Origin of the sequence: Maribacter arenosus, from assembly GCF_014610845.1 — a bacterium.
Taxonomy (GTDB): Bacteria; Bacteroidota; Bacteroidia; order Flavobacteriales; family Flavobacteriaceae; genus Maribacter_A; species Maribacter_A arenosus.
Window position 1 is genome coordinate 211,026 of record NZ_JABTCG010000001.1, and the last position, 23,586, is coordinate 234,611.

Here is a 23,586-nt window from a genome sequence, read left to right on the forward strand (position 1 = left end):
ATGAGTAAAGTTTTATTGATAGAAGATGATTCCATACTACGGGAAAATACAGCCGAGCTTTTAGGGTTATCCGATTATGATGTGATAACCGCTTCCAATGGTCTCAAGGGGGTTGAGGTCGCAAAACAAGCCTTGCCCGATGTGATCATCTGTGATATTATGATGCCCGAATTGGACGGTTATGCGGTATTACAACAATTAGGCGATGATCCTTCAACAAAACACATACCGTTCATATTCTTATCGGCCAAAACAGAGCGCAAAGATATCCGTAAAGGAATGAACCTTGGGGCTGATGATTATTTGACCAAACCTTTTGAGGAATCTGAACTTATTAGCGCCATAGAAAGCAGATTGGCCAGGGCCGCTATTTTGAGGGAAATTAATAGTTCGGAAAGTGGAAATGCCAATCAAACCGGATTAGGCATACGTACTATCCATGATTTCAAGAATTATCTGGACGATAATGGTCAAGAATTTGAATTCACCCAAGGACAAGAAATCTATCGTGAAGGAAGCAATGTTCATATGGTCTATTTGATAACAAAGGGTATTGTAAAGACCCATAAATTGGATGAAAATGGCAAGGAATTGATTACTTCGATCTATTATGAGGATGAGTTCTTCGGATTTTCATCACTTACGGCCCATGAAATCTATGAAGAATATGCCACGGCCATGGAAGATACCAAACTTGTTGGGGTAAGTAAAGATAAATTAAGAACCGTATTAGAAGAAAACCACGAGCTTGCCATAGAGTTAATGCATGTTTTGGCTAAAAACCTCACAGAGGCAAAAAAACAGTTACTTGAAATGGCCTATGGCTCTGTACGTAAGAAAACGGCCAGTACCTTGTTGAAATTCGCCAATAAACTGGAACAGGATAAGCAGGGGAACATACATATTTTACGTAGTGATTTGGCAAACGTAGCCGGTATGGCCACTGAAACATTGATCCGTACCCTTTCTAGCTTTAAAAAAGAAGGTCTTATTGCTATGGAAGATCATAAAATAAGAATATTGGATCAAGAAACCTTAAGCCGTACCTATTGAGCATCTTTAATAAAGTATTTGAACATGATCGTAATCATTTACTAGCTAGGGACAAAGCAGTAAATTTATCGCCATAATCAAAATCAACCTAACGATGATGCATATTTTAGTCCCTACCGATTTTTCAGAAAATGCCTGGAATGCCCTAAAATATGGGGTGAATTTATATAAGGATATTGAGTGTACGTTCCACCTACTTCACATTAACCCGATTCCGGCCTATTCGGCTGCAGGGACCTCAGTAAAGGTTTCTTCAAGGATGGTGAAGGAAAATGTCCTGGGCAGCAATAAAGTTAGCTTTGATCAATTATTAATGCGGGTCGATAAAATCATTCCGAGCAAGAAACATCGGTTTACAACCATTTCCTCCCATAATTTTTTTGTGGAATCTATAAAACGCCATGTAGAGAACAAAAAGATAGATTTGATCATTATGGGAACGAAAGGCGCTTCGGGTTTAAAGGAAGTTACTATGGGAAGTAATACCGGGGATGTCCTTACAAAGGTAAAATGTCCGTTACTGGCCGTACCTGAGAATACCGTTTACAAAATACCAAAGGAAATAGCTTTTCCTACCGACTACCATTTGAGCTACGATTTAAAAGTACTTGACACTCTTATTAATATGGCCAACATGTACAAATCAAATTTACGCGTTTTACATATTTCTAAAAAGGGGGAAAGCTTGAGTGATGTACAGATGGAAAATAAGGAATTTTTAAAGGATTATTTACAAGATGTCGATCATAGTTTCCATTCGCTGACGGGGTCCGACCTTGAAACAGCAGTACAGTGTTTCACCGAATCAAGGGATATAGATATGATCGCTATGGTCGCCAAAAACCTTAATTTCTTTCAACGAATACTCTTTAGACCCAAGGTAGAACAGATAAGTTACCATACGGATATTCCCTTTTTGGTACTTCATGAGTAACAACTTCTATTTCAGTTTTGGGATTGAATAATTTGAATGATTTCCCCTTTTTGAAGCACACCGGATTGTCGCCAAACCTGTTTGCCGTTTTTAAATAAGAGCATCGTAGGCACTCCACGAACTTGGTATTTTGCGGCAATTGATGGGTTTTTGTCCACATCGATTTTTACGATTTTAACCCCATCGCCCATATCGTTCTTCACTTCTTTGAGAATTGGTGCCAGCATTTTGCAAGGACCACACCAGTCGGCGAAAAAATCGACCAGAACCGGGGTTTCCGAGTTAATGATTTTATTGAAACTACTTTTCATGGTTTTAACGAATTTGCCTCGCAAATTAGCAAAATACCAAGACTTCTAAACTGACCAATATCATGGTTTATAATATTGATGAAAGCTAACTTTGATAAAACGCGTAAATCATTTAACATGAGAAAGATTTTGGTTCCAACGGATTTTTCAGACAATGCCTTCAATGCCTTAAAATATGCTTGTCATGTCTTCAAGTATGAGAAAAGTGAAATCTTTGTCATGCATGCCTATGCCGATGAGGTCTACCAAAAGGACAGACTCACGAAAAGAAGCCTTTTGGACGAATTAAAGGAAAAAACATTCAGAAAATCGGAGGAACGATTAAAAACGGTTTTAAAGGACATAAAACACCTTTATCCCAATCCACAACATAAGTACAGATCAATATCCGCCTTCGGTACCCTGATCGATGAGGTGAATGACCTTGTTAACCAAGAAAATATGGATGTTGTTGTTATGGCCACAAGGGGAGAGACCAATGATCGAAGCCTAACCTTCGGAAGTAATACGTTACAAGTCTTAAAGTATATAAGTTGTCCGGTACTGGCCATACCGGAGGGCTATGCCTATCATGCCCCCAAAGAAGTGCTATTTCCCACCAATTATTTGGCGCCCTATAAAAGGCGTGAATTAAAATTACTTTGTGAAATGTCGGGTTCGTTTAGATCCACTATCCATATGTTGTATATCGATCCTATTAAAAAGCTTACCCTACGACAAGAAGACAACCAGCAATTTCTTAGGGATTGCCTTCCAAAGGCCAAATTAGTATTTGAGACCACCCAGGAAAAAGATAAGACCGTTGCTATTACCAAATACATTTTACATAAAGATATTGATATGTTGGTTTTGGTGAATTCGAGACACTCATTCCTTGAGGATATGTTGTCACAATCTACGTTGGATAAGATTGGACTTCACGTCAAGATTCCATTTCTGGTCTTGCAGAATTTGTTTAGATAACTAAAAAAAGTCGAACAATGAAACGTATAATCTTACCCACCGATTTTTCAAAAAATGCCTATAACGCCATTAGTTATGCCCTAAAATTGTTTAAGGAGATCGAATGTACTTTCTACCTATTGAACACGTATACACCAGCTATTTATCAGGCCGAGTACGTATTGCATAGTCCTGGACAGATCGGTCTCGGCGATATCTATCAGGAAAACTCCTTAACACAATTGAATAGTTTGAAAAATAAATTGATATCGGAGTTTAAGAATAAAAAACACACTTTTATGGTACATTCCGCTTTTAACATCCTGATAGATGAAATAGTGGAAACCTCCAAAAAAGAACATGCCGATTTAGTGGTAATGGGTACACAAGGGGCGACAGGGGCCAAAGAGATTTTTATTGGAACCAATACGGTGCATGTGATAAAAAAAGGGTGTTGTCCTGTTTTGGCCATTCCTACCGGTTTTAATTACGAACCCCCAAAAGCAATCTTATTCCCGACAGACTTTGAAATCGAGTACCAAAAAGAACAAATGCAAGAGCTTTTAGACCTGGCAGAACATCACGAATCAAAAATCGAGATAATACATGTGTCATCGGGATACGACCTAACAAGTTCCCAATTAAAACACAAAGCTAAATTAAAAGGAATATTGGGTGGGATTGCACATCTTTTCCATGAGTTGCCCAATCAGGAAGTGATTACAGCCATAAATACGTTTCAACAGAATAAGAAAATCGACATATTGGTCATGATCCAAAATCGCCATTCTTTTCTAGAACGATTGTTTATCGAACCTGTGATCAAAAAGTTAGGTTTTCATGAAACCATTCCATTTATGGTAATTCCACCACATCAAAATAATTGAATATGCAAAATATTCTAATACCAACAGATTTTTCGAATGATGCGTATAATGCCCTTTTTTATGCATCAAGACTTTTTAAGTCCAAAACCTGTAATTTTTATCTTTTAAATGCCTATAGTGAGAGAACGCCATTACTTAGCAGGAATGTTGACAAAAGCAATGGGTATCGTAAAGGTTTACTTGAACAACTTAACGACGAATCGTGCGAAGAACTGAAACGAACTTTCCACAGAATCAATTTAGACCATAAGTGTCCCAATCATAGGTACAAAATGATTCCGGTTAAAATGGATCTGACCGAAGCTATTTCAAATGCGATCGACGAGTACAATATTGATCTTGTCCTCATGGGAAATAAAGGTAAATCTAGTGGTTTAGGGGTATATTTGGGTAGTTCTACCACCAAGACCATGGCATCTATAACAAAGTGTCCCATTATGGCCGTTCCCATGAACGCCGATTTTAAGATTCCTTATGAAATGGCTTTTGCCACTGATTACAGAAGGCATTATGATGCACAAGTGCTCAAGCCTTTAAAAGAAATGGCAACCCATTGTGGATCCGCCATACGAGTGGTACATATCAATGAAGAAAAAAGATTAACCCATCTACAGGAGAGTAATCTTAAAACCTTGAGGGCGTATTTAGAACCCATAGATAATTCATTGCACTGGATGCCGAATTTTACGAGCAAAACAAAGGCCATACAAGTTTTTTTAAATGAACTTGGCATAGAAATGCTCGTTATGATCAATTATGAGCATAGTTTTTTAGAACGCTTATTGAATGAACCCGTAATAAAAAAGTTGGCCTTTGATATTGATATTCCGTTTATGGTAATTCCTAGTACCACTTGACGAAATTGTAAACCCTGTTATTCGAAGAGTAATTGAGAATAGCCAATATGAATAGGAATGTTTAATTCACTAACAAAGTTAAAAGGTTAAACAATTTTATTTTTTGCTTACCCATCGAAATAATTAAAAAGATATAAACGCATGAAGAATAGTGGAGTTTGGCTCGATAAGGAAAAGGCGCATATTGTAACGCTCGTCAAAGAATCCGAATCCTTTGAAACCTTGTTTTCAAATATTGAAACTTTTAGGCCATTTGGTGGCTCGGGTACGAAGTCAGCCAAATGGGGTCCGCAGGATGTCGTTCAGGACAGTAAGTTTTTAGAGCGCGAGAAGCACCAATTTAAAGCATATTTCAAGAACTTGGCAGAAGCCATAAAAACTGCGGATAACATCGCCCTTTTTGGTCCGGCTGAAACGGCGGCAAAGTTTAAAAAGGAATTGGATACAAACTATCCGCAATTAGCTGCCAAGGTTAAGATCGTAAGCAAGGCGGATAGTATGACCGACAACCAAATAAGGAAATTGGTTCGGGAGTACTTCAGAAATTAATTCTGAAAATAAACTGGTATGCAACGATTAGATGATTTATTAAAGGATCCCTTAGTGCTTCAAGGACTGCAGTTGTTGATTTGGCTGGTCATTATCATCTTAGGAATAGGATTTCTCAGGAGATTGGCCAAGAATCGAATCGAAAACATAAGTATTAGGTATAAGGCACAAAAAGGTATCGAGATTATCGGATATATCCTTATTGCAATATTGTTATTAGTGACATTTACTTTAGATAGTGTAAGGGACTATACGATTATTATCGGACTTTTTACAGCTGGACTCACTTTTACCCTGCAAGAATTGATTTTAAGTATTGCAGGTTCTTTTTATATTTTTTTCTTGAGGGTCTATAAACCTGGTGACCGTATTGAGATGAACAATATTAAGGGTGATGTAATCGACATTGATAGTATTTATACGACGATTATGGAAATAGGGGAATGGGTGAACAGCGATAATTATTCGGGTAGGATCATAAAAATCAGTAATGCATTTGTTTTCAAAGGGCCCATTAAGAACTATTCAATGGACTTCCCTTTTGTATGGGACGAACTCAACATTCTTATAACTTATGACTCCGATCTTGAATTGGCGAAGAAGACAATTATGGATGGGGCTACAGAATTATTATCCGACTATACGAATGAATCCAAAACGAACTGGGCTAAAATGGTGCAACGCTATTATATAGAAGATGCGAAAATAGACCCATCGTTGGCCATAAGTTTAACCGATAATTGGATTGTACTTAATCTAAGGTACATTACCGACTATAAATTGAGAAGGAGTGTAAAACATAGATTGTTTGAAAAAATAGAACGCTCGATTAAGTTGACCAAGGGCAAGGTTAAAATAGCCTCTACCACCTTGCAATTGCTTAAAATCCCTGAAGTTGAAGTGCATGTAAAGTAGGACTATTGTTGCTTACAACCGCGTGTCAACGACAATTGATATAGGCTGGTTCTTAGCCAGTTCAGAAACTGAAATTTTATGAAAGAACAAAAAGCAATTGAGATCATTAAATCTTCTGGTGACAAAGTTCGGTTTTCGTTAACGAAATTAAGAAAGTCATTGCAGCGGAGCGGAGCGGATGAAGCTTTGGTAGCTCAAATCGTGAATCAAGTAAGGGACGAGCTTTATCAAGGCATATCAACCCGCGAAATATATAATCGGGCCTTTGCTCTATTAAAGAAGAAAAAAGCGGTCTTTGCTTCTAAATACAAATTGAAAAAAGCAATTTACGAATTGGGCCCCACGGGCTTCCCTTTTGAGAAATTCGTTGCGGCTATCTTGCTATATTCGGGCTACACCACTGAGGTGGGCAAGATAATTCAAGGCCATTGCGTAACCCATGAGGTAGATGTGTTCGCTAAGAAAAATGGATTGGTAGCTGTTATTGAATGTAAATTCCATAGTGAGGAAGGGCGCAATTGCAACGTTAAAATCCCCTTGTATATCCATTCGAGATATGAGGATATAAAAAAACACTGGAACCGGAAAAGAAATGATAACCATACATTAGATAAAGGTTGGGTGGTAACAAACACCCGCTTTACAGAAGATGCCATTGCTTATGGCAAATGTGTAGATTTGTATTTATTAAGTTGGGATGTACCCGAAGGCGACGGGTTAAAAGACCGAATCGATAGACTTGGACTATATCCCATTACCGTTTCTACGCTGTTGAGCAAGCGGGAGAAGCAGTTTTTGTTGAGTCGGGATATTGTACTATGTCGTCAATTGTTGAATGATCATTTTTTTCTTGACCATTTGGAAATCCAAGAACCACGAAAAGAAAAAATAATGAAAGAACTTCGCCAATTATGTAATTGTTGACCTCCTCATGGATACGATAAAAGTCACATTTTTAGGAGCTTCGGGAACAGTAACGGGATCTAAATTCTATTTGGAAACACCAGAACTTAACCTAATGGTCGATTGCGGTATGTTCCAAGGCTTGAAAGAGCTTAGGGAAATGAACTGGGTACCCTTGCCTGTGGATGTCAAAAATTTGGATTTTATTTTACTCACGCACGGGCATTTAGATCATACAGGGTATTTGCCCAGATTACTACAGCAAGGTTTTCATGGGCAAATTTTAGGAACTTCACCCACATTGGCCATAACCTCGATCATTCTAAAGGACAGTGCCAAGATCCATGAAGAAGAGGCCGAAAAAGCTAATAGGGAAGGGTATTCAAAGCATAAACCTGCGCTTCCTTTCTTTACCCTTGAAGATGCGGAAAAGACCACTGCACTTTTTTCTTCCATTGAAAATATGGAGTGGGTGACACTTTCACCAAATATAAAATTCAGAACGAAATACAATGGCCATATTATAGGTGCTACATTCATAGAGTTGGATATTTTAAGGAAACGCTTTGTGTTTTCGGGTGATGTTGGTCGAGAAGAAGATGTATTGTTGGCACCTCCAGAACGACCGGAATGGGCAGATTACCTATTTATCGAGAGTACCTATGGCAATAAAAACCACCCTAAAGAAGATGTCGAGGGTATATTGACGCAGTTGGTAAAAAAGACCATCAATCAAAGGGGAACCTTGATTGTTCCTTCATTCGCTGTTGAACGATTACAGTCATTGATGTATCAATTGTGGATGCTTTATAAAAAGAACAAAATTCCAAATATCCCTATATTTATTGATAGTCCAATGGGCAATAATGTATTATCGGTCTTTGAACAGTTTCCCGAATGGCATAAGCTTTCCCTAAAAGAATACCATGCAATGTGTAAGCATATGACCATCATTAGTTCTTACAAGGAAACCTGGGAAACCATTGATGATCCTCGGCCAAAAATCGTAATCGCCGGAAGTGGAATGGTAACCGGGGGTCGGGTACTTACTTACCTGAAGCAGTTGATAGATGTTGAAAGTACCACAGTGTTATTGGTGGGATATCAAGCTGAGGGAACCCGGGGCAAACAACTATTGGAAGGAGCGTTCGAATTGAAACTTTTTGGAAAGTACTACCCTGTAAAGGCTAAGATAATGCACCTCGAAAGCCTATCGGCCCATGCAGACCAAAGTGGATTACTACATTGGTTGTCAGGATTGAAAAATATTCCCGAAAGGGTGTTTTTGGTCCATGGCGAGCCAACGGCTTTAGATGCGTTTAGAAGTAAACTAATTTATAATTTAAAATGGAATGTGCATATTCCCAAGTTGTATGAGACCATTGAACTAATGGTCTGATCACTGGCTGATTTATGTCATTGTTATGTTGATGTGCCCTTTGTAATTTTACATAAACTCAAATACCATGACTTCCCACAAAAAGTTGACAAAAGAGGTTCAAACATCAAAGATGACCGAAATGTACAGGGAGTACCAGAATTGGAAATCCCATTTACAACTCGTTTATGACGAACTAACCTTTATCGAACATTTACTAAATTCGTATGTGTTTGAACCAAATACACCAAATTTGTTTGAACGCTTGCAAGACTACCAGGCACGGATAAAAAAAACAAGGGCCAAAAGGGAAATGGTTTGCAAGATGATTTTAAGCCATGAAAGGAATATTGGCGGAATGATCGAATGTACAGATACGGCATGCGATAATTTTTATAATCAAAAACATGAAAAACTTAAAGCCGAAACCGTAAGTTTCATGGAAGATTTTAAAATCCTTAAATCGGAAATATTCGAATATGCAGGAGGGATCTTAAAAAAACGTAAACCCAGTACAAAATAAACAAGGCTATATTGCCATTACAAGGGAATCAGTCTATTTTCCAATTCTTCCTTATAAGACCTACTCATAGGTAACTTTGTGCCGAAGACTTCAACTTTGGTGCTACTCCAATTGTCTATTTTGGTCACATTCACAATAAAAGATCTGTGAATTCTAATGAACTTTGTAGAGGGTATCTGCTCTAAGAATGCTTTCATGGTCGATAGTACCATAAAATCACCTTCTGTAGTAACTATATTAATATAATCACCCATAGCTTCGATCCAAAGAATAGAATGAAGAAATATCCTTTTCTTTTGAAGATCCGTAGTTACCGTAATAAATTCTTGATTGGCCTTATGTTTAGTTAATTGTTTTTGTTTCCTGATCGCACGCTCTATGGCCATTGCAAAACGGGCTTTATCAATCGGTTTTTGCAGGTAATCGGTAATGTTGTTATAATCAAAAGCTTTTAATGCATAGTCGCTTTTATCCGAAATTAGTATGATTTGAGGAGGTTCTTCCAAAGCATCAAGTAAGTCAAAACCATTGACCACAGGCATTTCAATATCCAAGAGGATTAAATCGACCTTGTTTTTTCGGATAGCGTTTAAAGCCAGGATACCATTTGCATAATCGCCCAAAACATTCAGATGGGTGTGCTTTTTGGCCAATTTTGTGATTACTGCCCGTTGGGTTTCAGAATCTTCGACAACAACGGTATTCAAGGTTTTAGTATTCATCCGTGAATTCTTTATCGTTTCGTATCATAGAAAGTTGTAGAAAACCATGACATCGTAATTGTCAATAATGAGCCATGGCAAACCCCAAGATTATTATTGGCCATGAACAAAAATAAGGATACTAAATTTATTCTTCCCTAAAATATGTACAATTCACGAGGTACTTGATAAATATATACTCCTACAAACTCCCCTACAAAACATACAAGTCGTTTTTGCGACTGATTTAAATCATTTATATAAATCGATAAAAAGGATACCTTGTGAAGAGGAGTTAGGGGGCTTCAAAAAAGGCCAAACCTAGCATAAAGTAGTTTCGTTAATTTTAATCAATATTCTCGAAAATGAAAACTAAAAAGCAGATTTACAGGTATTTAGAGTGGAAAAGTCCAGAAGAAATGCACCAAACTTCATTGGAGTGGATTTCAGAATTGAAATTCGTTAGGGACGAGCAATTGTTTCTTAACGATTTAGTAAGGTCGTATACGCTGCAAATTACAGGTTTGGGCTTGCTTGACGAAAGTAGGAAGTTAATCACTGCTATCTCGAATTCGGAATCTGAGGCCGATCAACTTTTGAAGAAGGTCCAGGTACATGAAAACCAATTATCGATTATGATCGATGATGTTGATCAGCCCAAAATGGAAAAAGCATATACGGAAACCCATAGGGATATGATCTTTGCCATTGATACTTATTTGGCCGATTATCGAAAATTAAAGGGTAGTCTATTCCAAATGATTTCAAAGGTCATGAAAAAAGATAAACAAAAAAGACTTCTTAACTGAAGCCTTACCTAAAATTAGAATCATGAAGAAGATTGGTTTAACAGCAATTACAGCGTTACTAATACTGGGTTGTTCATCAGCAGAATTGGTAGAAAATTGGAAGAATCCTGATATTGTGCTATTCGATGCCAGCAAAGTATTAATTGTAGGAATGACCCATAATGAAGAGGCCCGAGCGAAATATGAAACCAAATTGCGAGACCAATTTGAATTACGGGATGTAGAGGCTGTGCGCAGCATTGATGTCTTTGATGTCGAATTTACCTCTTCAGAACGTTCAGAACAGGAGTTGGCCGATGTTGAGCAGCAGTTGTTGGACAAGGATTTCGACGCTATCTTATTCACTAAGATAATCGGGATAGAGAACGTTGAAAGCCATAGAAGGTTATTGAACAACCTTGACCGATACAATCAAGGTTTTGACGATGACTACATGAGCAATCAGAACATTTATTTTGAGTCGGGAGACCATGAAGTCTTTACTATTTATCATGCTGAAACTTCGTTATACTGCATCTGTCCCGGGAAGGAACGGAATTTGATTTGGCGGGGGTCAATCGACATCACAGACCCAGTGGATATTGAAAAAACGATCGATGACTATATAGAGTTGGTCATTATGGCCATGGAAGATCAAGATCTTATTTTCAGAAAAGAAATTACAAATGAAGTTACTGGTCTTTAGTGCGAGGGATTTTGAGATTCCGTTTCTCAAAAAAGCGAACAATTCACGACATAAGGTCGAGTATATTCCAGATGAACTAGATTCGAACACTGCGATAAAAGCGATGGGCTTTAAGGCCATAAGCATATCGTCCGGGGATGATGCTTGTTTGAACGTAATCGAAAAATTAAGGGATTTGGGAGTGAAGTATATCTCATTACGCTCAGCGGGGTATAACAACATACAGATTAAGGCTGCTAAACGATTTGGACTCAAGGTAGCCAATGCACCTGATTATTCGCCCCATGCCATTGCCGAACATGCTGTTGCCCTATTATTGACCCTAAACCGTAAAACTCACATTGCTGATCGTCAGGTACACCATTTTAATTTTGAACAAAAAAAATTATTGGGTAATGATTTGGTCGGAAAGACCATAGCTATAGTTGGCACAGGACGCATAGGGTCGGTTATGGTTAGGATAATGCATGGGTTTGGGTGCAATATCCTGGCTCACGACATACAACCCAATCAAGATTTGGTGTCCAGATATGGTATTGAATATGTAGGTTTGGAACAAGTATATCGACAAGCCGATATTATCAGCTTGCACCTTCCCTTGACGCCAGAAACACATTATATGATAAATGCGGCGGCGTTTGAGCAGATGAAACCGAACGTATTCCTCGTGAATACAGCAAGGGGCGCCATAATAGATACAAAGGCACTGATCCAAGCTTTAAAGAAGAAAAAGATTGCCTACTATGCGGCTGACGTCTATGAAAAGGAAAAGGGATTGTTTTTTAAGGATAATTCACCCACTGGAATTCAGGATGACAACCTAAAGGCCCTTCTTTCATTCCCCAATGTATTAATTACCCCGCATCAGGCGTATGTCACAAAAGAAGCGCTTAATAATATTGCCCAAATAACGTTTGATAATTTGGATTGTTGGGAGCAAGGCAGGCCCTGTAAAAATGAATTGGGATATGAAACCTTAGTATTATAATAACGGACTGAAGATTTTGGCAAAACCTTCCTTAAGCTTGTCTAAATAAGGTCTGTTTTTAAATGTTTCGTAATCCACGGGAATACTTTGTTCTATTGTGGTTAAGAATTCCTTTTTCAATAGTTGTGCTGTTTTGGAATCATACACGATAGCATTTACTTCATAATTCTGTTCAAAGCTTCTAATGTCCATATTGGCCGTTCCTATAGAAACAATACTGTCATCGGAAACAATGACCTTGCTATGTAAAAATCCTTCGGGATATTGGTAGATTTTGACGCCTGCTAGTAAAAAAGATTCAAAATAAGATCGTACGCTCCATTTTACCAAAACACTATCCGCCTTGGCGGAAACCAAAAGTCGAACATCCACGCCACTATTGGCGGCTACTTCCAAAGCCCTAAGAATAGCGGTCCCGGGAATTATATAGGGATTTGTGATATAAATATACTTTTCTGCATTATTGATCAAGGCAAAATAGGTTTGTCCGATCGGAGAAAAGTAATCGTCTGGTCCCCCATAAACGATTTGTACAATCTGGTCACCAACCCTTTTTTTCAATTTAGGCAGTTCATGTTTTAATTCGGAATCATCTCCCGAGACCAAAAACCAATCGATTGAAAAAACAGCTTGTAGGTCCAAAACTGCTGCTCCTCTCAACTGTAAATGCATGTCGTACCATTTTCCTAGGACCAAGTCACCTTTCAAATATTTATCCGAGATATTTATGCCCCCTGTAAAGGCCACCTTACCGTCTACAATGATAATCTTTCGATGGTTCCTATAGTTGATTGAAGCTAAAAACCGCCCGAACTTAAAGGGCAGGAACGGATAGACTTCTACGCCGACCGACTTTAATTTCGAGATATAATTTTTACTTAAGGAATAACTGCCCACTCCATCGTAAATGATCTTGACTTTGACGCCATTTTTTACTTTTTTTTCGAACAAGGCAAATAGGCGATCGGCCAGTTGGCCTTCTTCAAAAATGTAGTAGAGAAGATAGATGTATTTGTCCGCTGCTTCAAGGGATTCGAAAATGGCATCAAAAGTAGCCTTGCCATCTTTTAGGATGGTTACCTCATTGTTATCGGTAGGTTCAAAACCACTACTCTTTTCAATAAGATGGGCCATTTTGATCAACCCATTGGATTCTAAACTTAAATATTTCTCGACGCCATCATTCTGCTTAATTTTCTTTAAGTAGTTGGCAATTGCCGCATCTTCCCGTAAATCTTTCCAAGAATACTTTCTTCGATTCCTTCCAATCATCCAATAAAGGAGGATGCCACCTATTGGTATGGTGAAAATTGTTAAAAGCCACGCCAGTGTTTTTGCAGGTTTAATGCCATTGACCAATAAACTGATTACCATTCCTATGGCAATAAGAAGGTATATTATCAAGGCAATTATCCAATACATATCGGGATTCATGGAATTTCATCCTAAAAATACATAAAACATGGATATTTCAATCATTATACATATCATAAGGACTCTAAAACTGGCTTATTTCTGTAGGCTTGTGCTATAGGTTTGTGCGCAATAACTTTTGATAACTTTAGCTGTAAGGTTTTTTACAAAAACCCTACTTTTGTTGTATTAATCCTATTAGAAGAATTTGAATATGTCTGAGAAAGTAGAACAAGTAAAAACGCTTATTATTGGATCGGGCCCAGCGGGGTATACGGCCGCCATTTATGCTGCCCGCGCCGACCTTAAACCCGTACTTTATACAGGTATGGAACCTGGTGGACAATTGACGACGACAACAGAAGTTGATAATTTTCCCGGATATCCTGAAGGTATCGATGGCCCTACCATGATGATACAATTGCAACAACAAGCCGAACGTTTTGGCACCGATGTTCGTATAGGAATGGTCACCGCGGTTGAATTGAGTAAGGAAGTAGGAGGGATCCATAAGGTAACTGTGGATAGCGGTAAGACTATCGAGGCCCAAACTATTATAATTTCAACAGGGGCAACGGCCAAATATTTAAATATCCCCAGTGAACAACGTTTGAGAGGTGGGGGTGTATCTGCATGTGCGGTTTGTGATGGTTTTTTCTATAAAGGTCAAGATGTGGCAATCGTAGGTGGTGGTGATACCGCTGCTGAAGAGGCTTCCTATTTGGCGAATATTTGTAATAAGGTGACCATGTTGATCCGAAAAGATTATATGAGAGCTTCAAAAGCGATGCAACATCGGGTGAACAGTCTGCCAAATTTAGAAGTCCGATATAACACAGAGGTCGATGAAGTTCTGGGAGACCAAGTGGTTGAAGGTCTTAGGATGGTGAACAACCAAACTAATGAAAAAGAAGAAATTGCCATAACCGGACTTTTTATTGCCATTGGCCATAAACCGAATACTGAAATTTTCAAGGGACAAATTGACATGGATGAAACCGGTTACATTATAACCAAAGGAAAGTCTACCAAGACCAATTTGCCTGGGGTTTTTGCCTCTGGTGATGCACAGGATAAAGAGTATAGGCAGGCAGTTACCGCTGCAGGCACAGGATGTATGGCCGCTTTGGATGCCGAAAGGTATTTAGCTACGGTTGAATCTCCCAAGGAAGTAGTTTAGTAACAAAGAAATTGTATAAAAAAACCGTCCTAAATATCATTAGGACGGTTTTTTTATGTGCGGAAAGTATTAATCGATTCTGATGTAGTTTTCAGAAAAAATTCTATTTCCTTCTCCATCTGTATTAATCTGACTATACCTATCATCTTCTAACCATAGTTCAAATACAAAGGTGCGCACAGAATCTTCTCCTGTCAACATACCCTCATCGCCATATTCTATTATTTCTATTAATTCGGTATCTGTTAACTTATAGGTTCCGTAACCAAACTTCCCTACTACATCATTACCATCTGCATCCTTAGTGTCCTCTGCTGTCGTGCGGGACCACATAACCTTACCGTTGTAATACATCTTAACCTGTCTGTAACCCACATCGGTAGGTAGGGTGTCAACAATATTCTGCCCATCGAAGTTATAAAAGCTTTGAAGCTCCCAGGTGCCTTCTATAGTGTGCATTGTATCTGGTTTTGAAGAGGTAATTCCAATCGCTGAGATTAAAATCAACATTAAGAAAACCAAGCCAAGTAATTTTTTCATAGTGGTATATTTTAGGAATTAAATAATCAATAAAAGTTACAAATAAATGTGTTAAAAACATAATATTAAATATCAATAATGTTTTATGTATTTATTAAATAGGGCAAAACAAGCCTACTTTTGAATGAATGAATTCAAGCAATCGCATAAGGTATCGATATCTTTTTCGGTATGATGGCTACTTAGAACGATACGACTCATCATTTCAGAACTTTCATCAGGGTAATTGAAGTTGGTAAGTATGAAACCATTTTTGTCAAGATAATTGACTAGTTGGGGGGACATAAATGAATAAGTCGGATGTTCTTTGATACGGTTGAAAAAATCGATGTGCGTTACCGATTTTTCAAAGTAATCCATCTTGTTTCCTAGTTTTATTCTTTTTGAACTATAAATATGTTGGGCTTCGATGAATGTAGCCATACCGGAAGGTGCTGCAGGACTCGCACCTCCAAAAAATGAGGTCTCACCAAGCTGTCCTATGCGTTTACTTGAACCCAAAACAGCCCCGGCCTGAATACCGTATGACTTACCTAATGAACAGCAAACAATTAATTCTTTTGCATTGAATTTTTGCAATGTTTTATAGACTCCCTCCCCTTTAGTCCCAATAATACCAATCCCATGTGAATCATCGACAACCAAAATAAGTTGATCTAAAGGTAGATTTTTAAGTCCCTTGAATTCAGGATAATTGCATTCTTTGAAATCTATGGAATCCATGAATACAACAGGCAAAACTTTATCATCCTGTCTTAGATGTTCTTTGATAGCTTGGTTTAATTCGGAAAACGTTGAAAAAGGTTTGTTATAATTGTTATATAATGCAGCATGGGTGTTAGGTGCATAAAACAATTTGTATTCCGGTTTATTAAAATTCTGGGCAATGAACTGCCCGGCCAAATACCCTGAGGATAAGGTAAGTGCAGTGTCGCTTCCCACTATTTCAGCTAATAAGGATTCGGCCTTTTCATAAATGGAAATCCGTACATTCGATTTTCTTGAGGCCCCGTAGTTCGTGCCATATTTCCTAATGTTGGAAATAAATAGATTCTGGAATTCAACATCGTTTTGCAATCCTAGATAAGCGGTCCCACCGAAATAAAGATATTTCTTGTCTTTTATTTTAATCTCACGTCCCGGAAAACCATCGATATAATATGCCATTATTTTAGGGTTATACCACTTCCTCCCAATGCCGGGTATTCCAGAGTGCCATCTTCATGAATATGAATGCCTTCTGCAATATCCTCCTTTAGGAGCATGGCACCATCCATATCAACATAATCCAATTGGGGAGCCAACTGGGCAATTGCAGAAATTCCGACTGTGGACTCCGTCATACACCCCACCATGACCTGGAGCCCTAATGATTTCGCCTCCTTGATCATTCGCAATGCGGGAGTCAAACCCCCACATTTGGTAAGTTTTATATTGATACCGTTAAAGTATAGTGCACATTTTTCAACATCGGATTCGACGATACAACTTTCATCGGCAATGACGGGTAAAATACAATCATGGGCAACCTTTTCCATACCCTCCCAATCATCTGCTTTTAGGGGTTGTTCCAAAAACTCAACACCCAGATCCTTGAGTTCTGGTGCATTGGCAATAGTTTCCTTGGCCGACCATGCACAATTGGCATCTATTCTAAAAATGGCTTGGGTATGTTTACGTAATTCCCTAATAATGGGCAGGTCATTTTCGGTCCCTAATTTAATCTTGTAAATGGGCCATGGTCTTTCTTCCATTTTGGCCACCATTGTAGGGGTATCGGCCAACCCAATGGTATAGTTGGTGGTAGGGTAGTGGTCTAACGTTGTTCCCCAAATTTCATAAAGTGGTTTGCCCAACAATTTACCATATAGGTCGTGTGATGCCAAATCTAGCGCACAGATAGTAAAATTAGTTAGTCCTTTTTGGACAAGGAATCGATGGAATGTTTCGGGGATGGTAAAATCAAAGGTTTCAATTTCTGTGGTAATGGCTTTAATCTCATTGATCATACTTTCTACAGTGATTCCGTAGTAGGGATTTGAAGTGGCCTCCCCGTAACCCGTTTGTCCGTTCAAGGAGAGACTTACAATTAAGGTATCCTGAAAATCATGCGATTCCCTGGATATACTAAAGGTATGTTTCAAGGCTAAGGTATATTTTTTTAAGCGTAACTGCATGCTCTGATTGTTTGTACGAATATAGCTAAACCCCGGATTATTAAAATGTAAAAACCACCGAAATTTCGGTGGTTTTTACTTTGTTTTATTTTTGGGATAACTATTTAGTTTTTATGTACACTTCCCGATACCGATTTCTTTTTCGTGACCTTGGCTTCACCGGAATATGAAATATTGCCGCCACTACTGGCATCGGCCGTTAAGTCATCGGAAACATTCACGGATACATTGCCTCCGCTGCTGGCGTCGGCACGACAAACTTTTGACATCAATTTTTTGGCATTGATATTCGCACCCGAGCTGGCATCGACATATACGGTTTGGGCATCACCAGAAAGACTCAGATTAGCACCACTACTGGCGTCTATATCAACTTCATTTACATCCATTTCTATATTGATGTTGGCGCCACTGCTGGCGTCTATTTCCAATTTATCGGACGTAACCCTGTTTTCAGTGCTTAAATGGGCTCCACTGGAACTCTTTAAACCAGTGATTTCGGGTAAGGTTACGAATATTTTCTTTGTAGCCCTACCTATATTCTCCTCGGCATGTATGCGTAATCTATCATTTTTGATATCGGTAGCAATTAGGTCTATGATGTTCTCATCCGCCTCAACGGTTATTTCGAAATCCTTGCCTTCTGTTACATAGACATCCAGACCTTCCGATGCCGAAACGACTGTAAACTCCCCTGTTATCTCCCTGGTTTCAGAAGTAACATTTCCATTCCCTTTTTTGCCACTTCCGAAGTCTCCGAAGTTGATGTCAAATCCACAGGAAGTTAGGAATAGGGACAAAATCAATGCGATTGTAATTCTTACTAGTGTTGTCATGATTGTTTTTTTAGGTTTACCCATAAAGGGCAATATGATTGTTGTTAATTGATGAATAAACTTCGTATTTATTTTAAGGTTAATCTATAATAATCGACCCAGTTGTCAAATCTTGTTACCGAACTGTAATACGGCCTAACTGTCTTTGTTCTTGATGACCACCCCATCCTCGTCGATATTCATTTTAAGGCCTTCACCTTGGTCGTTCAAATCGATGTTCAAGACCTCCCCGTCGTTACGATCATCGGCCTTTATCTTAACCCCATCTTCATTGATTTTCATTTTGAACGAATCCCCATTATCCTTAATGTCGATATCGATGCCCTTCTCATTGATGATTATACGGTCCTTGCCTTCTTCTTCAATAATCTCAGGGCAATCTTGACATTTTAGTTCGCCATCAGCTCCCATCGTCCATATATGATCAGGAACATCACACCGGCCCATATCCTGGTCGTTACTGAAGCTAATTGGAAGACAGTGATTGGTTTCATTGGCAAACAGTATAGTTTTCCCTTCCGGAACATATAGTGTAATCCAGACTTCTTGATCCCTGAACTTATTTCGCATTGATGTGGTGAGGAAATCATCAAAGACGATTGAATTTCCTTCCACCGCATAAGCATATTCAATATTTTTGGCTATTTCCTTGGCTTCATTGAACGAGCTACCATTGGCATCCTTACGTATTTTGATACGAACAATACTGTCTTTCGATTTTTTCAGGGAAAGACGAACATCATCGGACACCAAGATTTCCTCTCCATCATCGGTCGAAGTGACCATAACCCCATCAATAGCCATATTTCTTCTTTTCTCGAAATATTCCGATGAATGCATACCGATCTGGAGGGTGTCATTAGGCACTTCGAAATTTATGGACTGCTCTACGGTAATACTATCGGAATATGCGTGTGCGGCAGCTTGGCGAAGTCCTAAGACCACTAAGGTAACCAATGAGATCAACCAAAGACCCAATAAGGAGAACTTAGCGATATTACCAATAGATTTTAGGTTGTTCACTAAAATTTTAAGGCCTAGGTAGAGAACGAAAAAGAACGGGATACCTACCACAAAGAAGGCCAATAAGGAAACAATCCATACAGGGGCACTCGTTGAGTTTACCATATTGTAAAAATCTATCCCAGGTATATGGATCACATCCAAGATACCAACTGTGAAAAGACCTACAAATAAGCCTATCAAAGTGCCTGCACCTATTAAGATCAATAAAATACCTATGAATTTCCCTATAACTTTAAAGAGGAACATAATGATGTCGCCAATGGTGTCAAAAAAAGTTTTGCTACTGCTTTTGACCTTGTTTCCCACTTTTTCATAGTCCACACTTTTAACCCTATCAGCAACGTCATCAAACCCTTCTTTCACTTTACGTTCTATGTTGCTGATATTCACGGGCTTTCCCGTCATATCCAATTTTTGGGAGGTTGTAACTGCTTCGGGTACCAGGATCCAAAGTAAGATGTAAGCGATGAAACCGAATCCGGTGGTTACTGCTAAAAGAATGAATATGAGGCGAATCCATAGGGCATCTAGGCCTAGATAGTGTTCTAATCCGGCACAGACCCCACCGATGTATTTATGCTCCATATCACGATATAGTTTTTTAACTCTACCTGAGGTAGTACTTGAGGCTTTGGATTTGCTTATCGGCTCGTCCTCAAAAATCTCCTCATCGATCATATAATCCTCTGGCTGTCCCATAACCGCAATAATCGCATCCACTTCTTTAAGTGTAATGACCTGGCGTTCATTTTCCAATTTTTCATAGAAAAGTTCGGCAATCCTGGCTTCGATATCGGCTTGTATTTCATCACTGCCCGGGGTATTGGCGAATGAACGTTTAATAGCTTCCAAATATCGGCGCATTTTGTTGTACGCTTCTTCATCCATATGAAAAAGCCTATTTGCGAGATTTATGTTTACTGTCTTGTTCATTATTATTTGTTTTTTTTGTTGGTTACCACATTTGTGGCCATTCTTAATTCGTCCCAGGTAGTGTCGAGTTCCTTAAGGAACAATTTTCCCGTTTCGGTCAAGGTATAGTATTTTCTTGGAGGTCCGGAAGTTGACTCTTCCCAACGATAATTGAGTAAGCCAGCATTCTTTAACCTTGTCAGAAGAGGATAAATAGTACCCTCAACGACCAGCATCTTAGCGTCTTTCAGGGTGCTTAGAATTTCGGAAGCATATTTGTCCTTTCCGTTAAGAATGGATAGTATGCAGTATTCCAAAACCCCCTTGCGCATTTGTGCTTTTGTGTTTTCTACATTCATAATTTCATGATTCTATTAATTTAACTGTTCGCATAGTGCCGATGTTCATTTCGGCAATTTTCCTGTCCTAGACCCTATTCAATTCGCGACATTTGATTAGGATGTACTGAAACAGGTTCAGGACAGGTTTTGATTGATGATTAAACTCCTACTTACTTTTTTTGGTACATCTTCTTCTTTATATTTTAATGTAGACTAATGATCCTACTCATTTGCCATTTGTTATCCTGATGGGTCCATACCCCAATAAATTTGCTAGGTTTTGGTATGGCGTCGGGTTCATGATTATTGTTGAATTTATGAAGCCCTAACGCCACGGCACCATATCCTTTTATCTCATGCACTTCAAAGCTGCCTTCTACCAAAACACGGGTTACTTTGTTACAAATGTTTTTTTCTATACTCTCCAGAATTTCTTGCTTGGATGTGGCCAACCCTCCTTGATCATGATAGAATTCAATGTCTTCGGCCAAAATATCAGCTTGTGTATTCATATCGCAAGTATTGTAGGCCGTGAAATAGGTGGAGTCCATCGCTTTCAAAGTTTTGTATAGTTCAGAATCTTTGGATACCTGCGCCATTGACGGATTCATCGTTACGACCAAACCCACAAAAAGTAATATGTTCCTGAATATTTTCATTATTTGATGAATTTAATAGTGAAAGGATAGCTAAAAGTCTGTCTCTCATTGGTTCGTATGGTGGCTAAAATGGTATACACCACATTTACGATAAAAAGTCCGCCTTGTAATAGTCCGGCAATACCTATTGGAAAAATCCAAAATCCGAAAGGAAAATCATCAAAATCAAAATCGATATTAAAATTGTTATATCGATTCAGACCACTTAATCCAAAATGGCCGTGTTCAAAAATTTCCGGGATAAACCCAAGAAAGAAAGGAATGCTTACAATTCCCAAGATGATGGAATATAGGAGTATGCTAATTTGAAAGTTCAACGCTTGCTTTCCATTATAATCGACAAACTCATATTCTTTTTTATTAGCCGTCCATAAAACCAATGGAATTATGAAATTACCAAACGGAATAAAGAACTTACTAAAGGTCGAAGCATGAATGATTGCCGATAAATTTCGCTCGTGTTTTGATAAGGTGTCTGTCATGGCCTATTAATTTCTTATACAAATATATATCTAAAAGAAGGTACTATGCAACACATAGTACTAATTATTAACATATATTTAACATTTAATACATCAACTATTTTACCTACTTTTAGGGAAATTTATAAGGTTTATGGGCACTTCCGTACGAAAATTCAATACGTTCACTTTTTTCAAATTACCATCGGCATGGTGGTGTGGGGTACGATTAAAGTATATAGATAACCATAAAGCCATCGTTACAGTTCGCCATAAATGGTTCAATCAGAATCCTTTTAAGTCCATGTTTTGGGCTGTTCAGGGTATGGCTGCGGAGTTTAGTACCGGAACCATGGTCATCGATCAAATCAAAGCTAGTGGTAAGAACATCTCTATGCTGGTTTTGAACAATACCGCCAATTTTTCAAAAAAAGCAACAGGCAAGATTACCTTCACCTGTGAAGATGGTCATTTAATAAAAAATGCTATTGACCAAACCATCGAAACTGGTGAAGGGCAAACGATCTGGATGAAATCGGTTGGGGTTAATGAAGATGGGGTAGTGGTTTCGACCTTTAGATTTGAATGGACGATTAAGTTGAAGGGATAAGACTAACGGGAGAAGCTCTTATCGAGATGGGACTATCATAGGTGAAACAATTAATAATGTAACAATTACTTCGAATTTTCAACTAATAATCAAAAACCATAAACTAGTTAAGAAATGAATGCACACGAAATAGATTATCAAATTTACGGGGAAGAAATGCAGTATGTTGAAATTGAACTCGATCCACAAGAGGCTGTTGTAGCCGAAGCCGGCAGTTTTATGATGATGGATTCCGACATAAAGATGGATACCATTTTTGGGGATGGATCCAATAAAGACAATAGCGTATTGGGCAAGATATTCTCCGCCGGGAAACGTATATTGACTGGGGAAGGCCTTTTTATGACCGCTTTTATGAATATGGGCCAAGGCAAGAAGCAGGTAAGTTTTGCCTCGCCTTATCCCGGGAAAATTTTACCCATTGATCTTTCTGAAAAAGATGGGAAATTCATATGCCAGAAAGATGCTTTCCTCTGTGCGGCCAAAGGGGTTTCCGTAGGCATTGAATTCTCAAAGAAATTAGGTAGGGGATTGTTCGGAGGAGAGGGCTTTATCATGCAAAAGCTCGAAGGTGACGGCTTGGCCTTCGTACACGCCGGTGGAACCTTGGCAGAAAAAGTCTTGGCCCCTGGTGAAGTCCTTAAGGTCGATACCGGATGTATTGTAGGCTTTACCAAAGATGTGGATTATGATATTGAGTTTGTGGGGGGTATTAAAAATACGGTCTTTGGTGGAGAAGGATTATTTTTCGCAACCCTTCGAGGCCCGGGAACGGTTTACATACAGTCTTTGCCTTTCAGTAGGCTCGCTGGCAGGGTGTTGGCATCGATACCCAGAGGGGGCAAGGATAAGGGCGAAGGCAGTATTTTAGGAACTTTGGGTGATATTGTAGGGGGTGACAATCGGTTTTAGCCCAATTCTAAATCTCGTTTTTATCCGTGTTCTAGGTTTATATTAATAGTGTACACAACGAAAGAGGCTGTCTATAAGGTCAAA

Annotated in this window: 27 protein-coding genes; 16 read left to right on the plus strand and 11 right to left on the minus strand. The window is 38.7% G+C overall.

Going from position 1 to position 23,586, the window contains the following annotated elements:
- Both HPE63_RS00950 and HPE63_RS00955 read left to right on the plus strand, forming a co-directional pair.
- On the plus strand, nt 1–1,053 hold the full coding sequence (locus HPE63_RS00950) for a response regulator (protein WP_188313127.1): 1,053 nt from the start codon (nt 1–3) through the stop codon (nt 1,051–1,053).
- Between the two features lie 94 nt (nt 1,054–1,147).
- Nucleotides 1,148–1,987, plus strand: a complete 840-nt coding sequence (locus HPE63_RS00955; RefSeq protein ID WP_188312358.1) for a universal stress protein — start codon at nt 1,148–1,150, stop codon at nt 1,985–1,987.
- An 11-nt stretch (nt 1,988–1,998) separates the two neighbouring features.
- On the opposite strand, the gene trxA is transcribed toward HPE63_RS00955, so the two are convergent.
- Nucleotides 1,999–2,298: a thioredoxin gene (trxA, locus tag HPE63_RS00960; RefSeq protein WP_188312359.1), complete on the minus strand. Its 300-nt coding sequence runs from the start codon at nt 2,296–2,298 to the stop codon at nt 1,999–2,001.
- Nucleotides 2,299–2,415: 117 nt separating this feature from the next.
- Here trxA and HPE63_RS00965 point away from each other — a divergent pair, with 117 nt between their 5' ends.
- From HPE63_RS00965 to HPE63_RS01000, 8 genes are all read left to right on the plus strand, one after another.
- A complete protein-coding gene (locus HPE63_RS00965; RefSeq protein WP_188312360.1) occupies nt 2,416–3,261 on the plus strand; it encodes a universal stress protein in 846 nt (281 codons plus the stop codon).
- Nucleotides 3,262–3,278: 17 nt separating this feature from the next.
- Nucleotides 3,279–4,127: a universal stress protein gene (locus HPE63_RS00970; RefSeq protein WP_188312361.1), complete on the plus strand. Its 849-nt coding sequence runs from the start codon at nt 3,279–3,281 to the stop codon at nt 4,125–4,127.
- 2 nt (nt 4,128–4,129) lie between these two features.
- The gene (locus tag HPE63_RS00975; RefSeq protein WP_188312362.1) at nt 4,130–4,984 is read left to right on the plus strand and encodes a universal stress protein; all 855 of its coding nucleotides are present in this window, start codon (nt 4,130–4,132) and stop codon (nt 4,982–4,984) included.
- A 141-nt stretch (nt 4,985–5,125) separates the two neighbouring features.
- Nucleotides 5,126–5,533, plus strand: coding sequence for a hypothetical protein (locus HPE63_RS00980; protein ID WP_188312363.1), 408 nt, complete (start codon nt 5,126–5,128; stop codon nt 5,531–5,533).
- 18 nt (nt 5,534–5,551) lie between these two features.
- Nucleotides 5,552–6,448, plus strand: coding sequence for a mechanosensitive ion channel family protein (locus HPE63_RS00985; protein ID WP_188312364.1), 897 nt, complete (start codon nt 5,552–5,554; stop codon nt 6,446–6,448).
- A gap of 78 nt (nt 6,449–6,526) precedes the next feature.
- Nucleotides 6,527–7,372: an ATP cone domain-containing protein gene (locus HPE63_RS00990; protein ID WP_188312365.1), complete on the plus strand. Its 846-nt coding sequence runs from the start codon at nt 6,527–6,529 to the stop codon at nt 7,370–7,372.
- Between the two features lie 7 nt (nt 7,373–7,379).
- Nucleotides 7,380–8,750, plus strand: coding sequence for an MBL fold metallo-hydrolase RNA specificity domain-containing protein (locus HPE63_RS00995; RefSeq protein ID WP_188312366.1), 1,371 nt, complete (start codon nt 7,380–7,382; stop codon nt 8,748–8,750).
- 67 nt (nt 8,751–8,817) lie between these two features.
- Nucleotides 8,818–9,252, plus strand: coding sequence for a hypothetical protein (locus HPE63_RS01000; RefSeq protein WP_188312367.1), 435 nt, complete (start codon nt 8,818–8,820; stop codon nt 9,250–9,252).
- Nucleotides 9,253–9,269: 17 nt separating this feature from the next.
- Here HPE63_RS01000 and HPE63_RS01005 read toward each other — a convergent pair whose 3' ends face one another.
- Nucleotides 9,270–9,974: a LytR/AlgR family response regulator transcription factor gene (locus HPE63_RS01005; protein ID WP_188312368.1), complete on the minus strand. Its 705-nt coding sequence runs from the start codon at nt 9,972–9,974 to the stop codon at nt 9,270–9,272.
- A 344-nt stretch (nt 9,975–10,318) separates the two neighbouring features.
- On the opposite strand from HPE63_RS01005, the gene HPE63_RS01010 reads away from it, so the two are divergent.
- Genes HPE63_RS01010 through HPE63_RS01020 form a run of 3 tightly spaced genes read left to right on the plus strand, consistent with a single transcriptional unit; the run spans nt 10,319 to nt 12,435 of the window.
- Entirely contained in the window at nt 10,319–10,762 is a 444-nt protein-coding gene (locus HPE63_RS01010) for a hypothetical protein (RefSeq protein WP_188312369.1), read from the plus strand.
- Between the two features lie 22 nt (nt 10,763–10,784).
- A complete protein-coding gene (locus tag HPE63_RS01015) occupies nt 10,785–11,447 on the plus strand; it encodes a hypothetical protein (protein WP_188312370.1) in 663 nt (220 codons plus the stop codon).
- Nucleotides 11,428–12,435 carry a 2-hydroxyacid dehydrogenase gene (locus HPE63_RS01020; RefSeq protein WP_188312371.1) on the plus strand — a complete coding sequence of 336 codons (1,008 nt, stop codon included), beginning with the start codon at nt 11,428–11,430 and terminating at the stop codon, nt 12,433–12,435. The genes HPE63_RS01015 and HPE63_RS01020 overlap by 20 nt, the downstream gene beginning before the upstream one ends.
- Here HPE63_RS01020 and cls read toward each other — a convergent pair.
- Nucleotides 12,430–13,869: a cardiolipin synthase gene (gene cls / locus HPE63_RS01025; RefSeq protein WP_223198008.1), complete on the minus strand. Its 1,440-nt coding sequence runs from the start codon at nt 13,867–13,869 to the stop codon at nt 12,430–12,432. The two genes, HPE63_RS01020 and cls, sit on opposite strands and share 6 nt — an antisense overlap.
- Before the next feature lie 193 nt (nt 13,870–14,062).
- Between cls and trxB the strand changes: the two genes are divergently transcribed.
- Nucleotides 14,063–15,028 (plus strand): thioredoxin-disulfide reductase, encoded by a 966-nt coding sequence (gene trxB, locus HPE63_RS01030; RefSeq protein ID WP_188312372.1) that lies wholly within the window; start codon nt 14,063–14,065, stop codon nt 15,026–15,028.
- A gap of 69 nt (nt 15,029–15,097) precedes the next feature.
- On the opposite strand, the gene HPE63_RS01035 is transcribed toward trxB, so the two are convergent.
- From HPE63_RS01035 to HPE63_RS01070, 8 genes are all read right to left on the minus strand, one after another.
- Nucleotides 15,098–15,487 carry a hypothetical protein gene (locus tag HPE63_RS01035; RefSeq protein WP_223198009.1) on the minus strand — a complete coding sequence of 130 codons (390 nt, stop codon included), beginning with the start codon at nt 15,485–15,487 and terminating at the stop codon, nt 15,098–15,100.
- Between the two features lie 195 nt (nt 15,488–15,682).
- The gene (locus HPE63_RS01040) at nt 15,683–16,735 is read right to left on the minus strand and encodes an aminotransferase class I/II-fold pyridoxal phosphate-dependent enzyme (protein WP_188312374.1); all 1,053 of its coding nucleotides are present in this window, start codon (nt 16,733–16,735) and stop codon (nt 15,683–15,685) included.
- A complete protein-coding gene (locus HPE63_RS01045; protein WP_188312375.1) occupies nt 16,735–17,745 on the minus strand; it encodes a dipeptide epimerase in 1,011 nt (336 codons plus the stop codon). The genes HPE63_RS01040 and HPE63_RS01045 overlap by 1 nt, the downstream gene beginning before the upstream one ends.
- A 104-nt stretch (nt 17,746–17,849) precedes the next feature.
- Nucleotides 17,850–18,581, minus strand: coding sequence for a head GIN domain-containing protein (locus tag HPE63_RS01050; protein ID WP_188312376.1), 732 nt, complete (start codon nt 18,579–18,581; stop codon nt 17,850–17,852).
- Between the two features lie 135 nt (nt 18,582–18,716).
- Entirely contained in the window at nt 18,717–20,540 is a 1,824-nt protein-coding gene (locus HPE63_RS01055; protein ID WP_188312377.1) for a PspC domain-containing protein, read from the minus strand.
- A gap of 2 nt (nt 20,541–20,542) precedes the next feature.
- The gene (locus HPE63_RS01060; protein ID WP_188312378.1) at nt 20,543–20,878 is read right to left on the minus strand and encodes a PadR family transcriptional regulator; all 336 of its coding nucleotides are present in this window, start codon (nt 20,876–20,878) and stop codon (nt 20,543–20,545) included.
- A 185-nt stretch (nt 20,879–21,063) separates the two neighbouring features.
- Nucleotides 21,064–21,519: a nuclear transport factor 2 family protein gene (locus HPE63_RS01065; protein ID WP_223198010.1), complete on the minus strand. Its 456-nt coding sequence runs from the start codon at nt 21,517–21,519 to the stop codon at nt 21,064–21,066.
- Nucleotides 21,519–22,001 carry a DUF4870 domain-containing protein gene (locus HPE63_RS01070; protein ID WP_188312379.1) on the minus strand — a complete coding sequence of 161 codons (483 nt, stop codon included), beginning with the start codon at nt 21,999–22,001 and terminating at the stop codon, nt 21,519–21,521. The genes HPE63_RS01065 and HPE63_RS01070 overlap by 1 nt, the downstream gene beginning before the upstream one ends.
- A 133-nt stretch (nt 22,002–22,134) precedes the next feature.
- On the opposite strand from HPE63_RS01070, the gene HPE63_RS01075 reads away from it, so the two are divergent.
- Together HPE63_RS01075 and HPE63_RS01080 are read left to right on the plus strand one after the other, a co-directional pair.
- Nucleotides 22,135–22,590, plus strand: a complete 456-nt coding sequence (locus HPE63_RS01075; RefSeq protein ID WP_188312380.1) for a DUF4442 domain-containing protein — start codon at nt 22,135–22,137, stop codon at nt 22,588–22,590.
- A 114-nt stretch (nt 22,591–22,704) separates the two neighbouring features.
- Complete coding sequence (locus HPE63_RS01080) at nt 22,705–23,502, plus strand: TIGR00266 family protein (protein ID WP_188312381.1); 798 nt, start codon at nt 22,705–22,707, stop codon at nt 23,500–23,502.
- Nucleotides 23,503–23,586: the final 84 nt, after the last annotated feature.

Bases quoted from the DNA above. Each gene is read 5' to 3' on its own strand.
- trxA (WP_188312359.1), bottom strand. From the start codon at position 2,298: ATGAAAAGTAGTTTCAATAAAATCATTAACTCGGAAACCCCGGTTCTG.
- HPE63_RS01050 (WP_188312376.1), bottom strand. From the start codon at position 18,581: ATGACAACACTAGTAAGAATTACAATCGCATTGATTTTGTCCCTATTC.
- HPE63_RS01040 (WP_188312374.1), bottom strand. From the start codon at position 16,735: ATGGCATATTATATCGATGGTTTTCCGGGACGTGAGATTAAAATAAAA.
- HPE63_RS01070 (WP_188312379.1), bottom strand. From the start codon at position 22,001: ATGACAGACACCTTATCAAAACACGAGCGAAATTTATCGGCAATCATT.
- HPE63_RS01020 (WP_188312371.1), top strand. From the start codon at position 11,428: ATGAAGTTACTGGTCTTTAGTGCGAGGGATTTTGAGATTCCGTTTCTC.
- HPE63_RS00965 (WP_188312360.1), top strand. From the start codon at position 2,416: ATGAGAAAGATTTTGGTTCCAACGGATTTTTCAGACAATGCCTTCAAT.
- HPE63_RS01080 (WP_188312381.1), top strand. From the start codon at position 22,705: ATGAATGCACACGAAATAGATTATCAAATTTACGGGGAAGAAATGCAG.
- HPE63_RS01035 (WP_223198009.1), bottom strand. From the start codon at position 15,487: ATGCACACTATAGAAGGCACCTGGGAGCTTCAAAGCTTTTATAACTTC.
- HPE63_RS00985 (WP_188312364.1), top strand. From the start codon at position 5,552: ATGCAACGATTAGATGATTTATTAAAGGATCCCTTAGTGCTTCAAGGA.
- HPE63_RS01000 (WP_188312367.1), top strand. From the start codon at position 8,818: ATGACTTCCCACAAAAAGTTGACAAAAGAGGTTCAAACATCAAAGATG.
- HPE63_RS01005 (WP_188312368.1), bottom strand. From the start codon at position 9,974: ATGAATACTAAAACCTTGAATACCGTTGTTGTCGAAGATTCTGAAACC.
- HPE63_RS00950 (WP_188313127.1), top strand. From the start codon at position 1: ATGAGTAAAGTTTTATTGATAGAAGATGATTCCATACTACGGGAAAAT.
- HPE63_RS00975 (WP_188312362.1), top strand. From the start codon at position 4,130: ATGCAAAATATTCTAATACCAACAGATTTTTCGAATGATGCGTATAAT.
- HPE63_RS01075 (WP_188312380.1), top strand. From the start codon at position 22,135: ATGGGCACTTCCGTACGAAAATTCAATACGTTCACTTTTTTCAAATTA.
- trxB (WP_188312372.1), top strand. From the start codon at position 14,063: ATGTCTGAGAAAGTAGAACAAGTAAAAACGCTTATTATTGGATCGGGC.
- HPE63_RS00995 (WP_188312366.1), top strand. From the start codon at position 7,380: ATGGATACGATAAAAGTCACATTTTTAGGAGCTTCGGGAACAGTAACG.
- HPE63_RS01055 (WP_188312377.1), bottom strand. From the start codon at position 20,540: ATGAACAAGACAGTAAACATAAATCTCGCAAATAGGCTTTTTCATATG.
- cls (WP_223198008.1), bottom strand. From the start codon at position 13,869: ATGAATCCCGATATGTATTGGATAATTGCCTTGATAATATACCTTCTT.
- HPE63_RS01065 (WP_223198010.1), bottom strand. From the start codon at position 21,519: ATGAAAATATTCAGGAACATATTACTTTTTGTGGGTTTGGTCGTAACG.
- HPE63_RS00990 (WP_188312365.1), top strand. From the start codon at position 6,527: ATGAAAGAACAAAAAGCAATTGAGATCATTAAATCTTCTGGTGACAAA.
- HPE63_RS01010 (WP_188312369.1), top strand. From the start codon at position 10,319: ATGAAAACTAAAAAGCAGATTTACAGGTATTTAGAGTGGAAAAGTCCA.
- HPE63_RS00980 (WP_188312363.1), top strand. From the start codon at position 5,126: ATGAAGAATAGTGGAGTTTGGCTCGATAAGGAAAAGGCGCATATTGTA.
- HPE63_RS00955 (WP_188312358.1), top strand. From the start codon at position 1,148: ATGATGCATATTTTAGTCCCTACCGATTTTTCAGAAAATGCCTGGAAT.
- HPE63_RS01060 (WP_188312378.1), bottom strand. From the start codon at position 20,878: ATGAATGTAGAAAACACAAAAGCACAAATGCGCAAGGGGGTTTTGGAA.
- HPE63_RS01015 (WP_188312370.1), top strand. From the start codon at position 10,785: ATGAAGAAGATTGGTTTAACAGCAATTACAGCGTTACTAATACTGGGT.
- HPE63_RS01045 (WP_188312375.1), bottom strand. From the start codon at position 17,745: ATGCAGTTACGCTTAAAAAAATATACCTTAGCCTTGAAACATACCTTT.
- HPE63_RS00970 (WP_188312361.1), top strand. From the start codon at position 3,279: ATGAAACGTATAATCTTACCCACCGATTTTTCAAAAAATGCCTATAAC.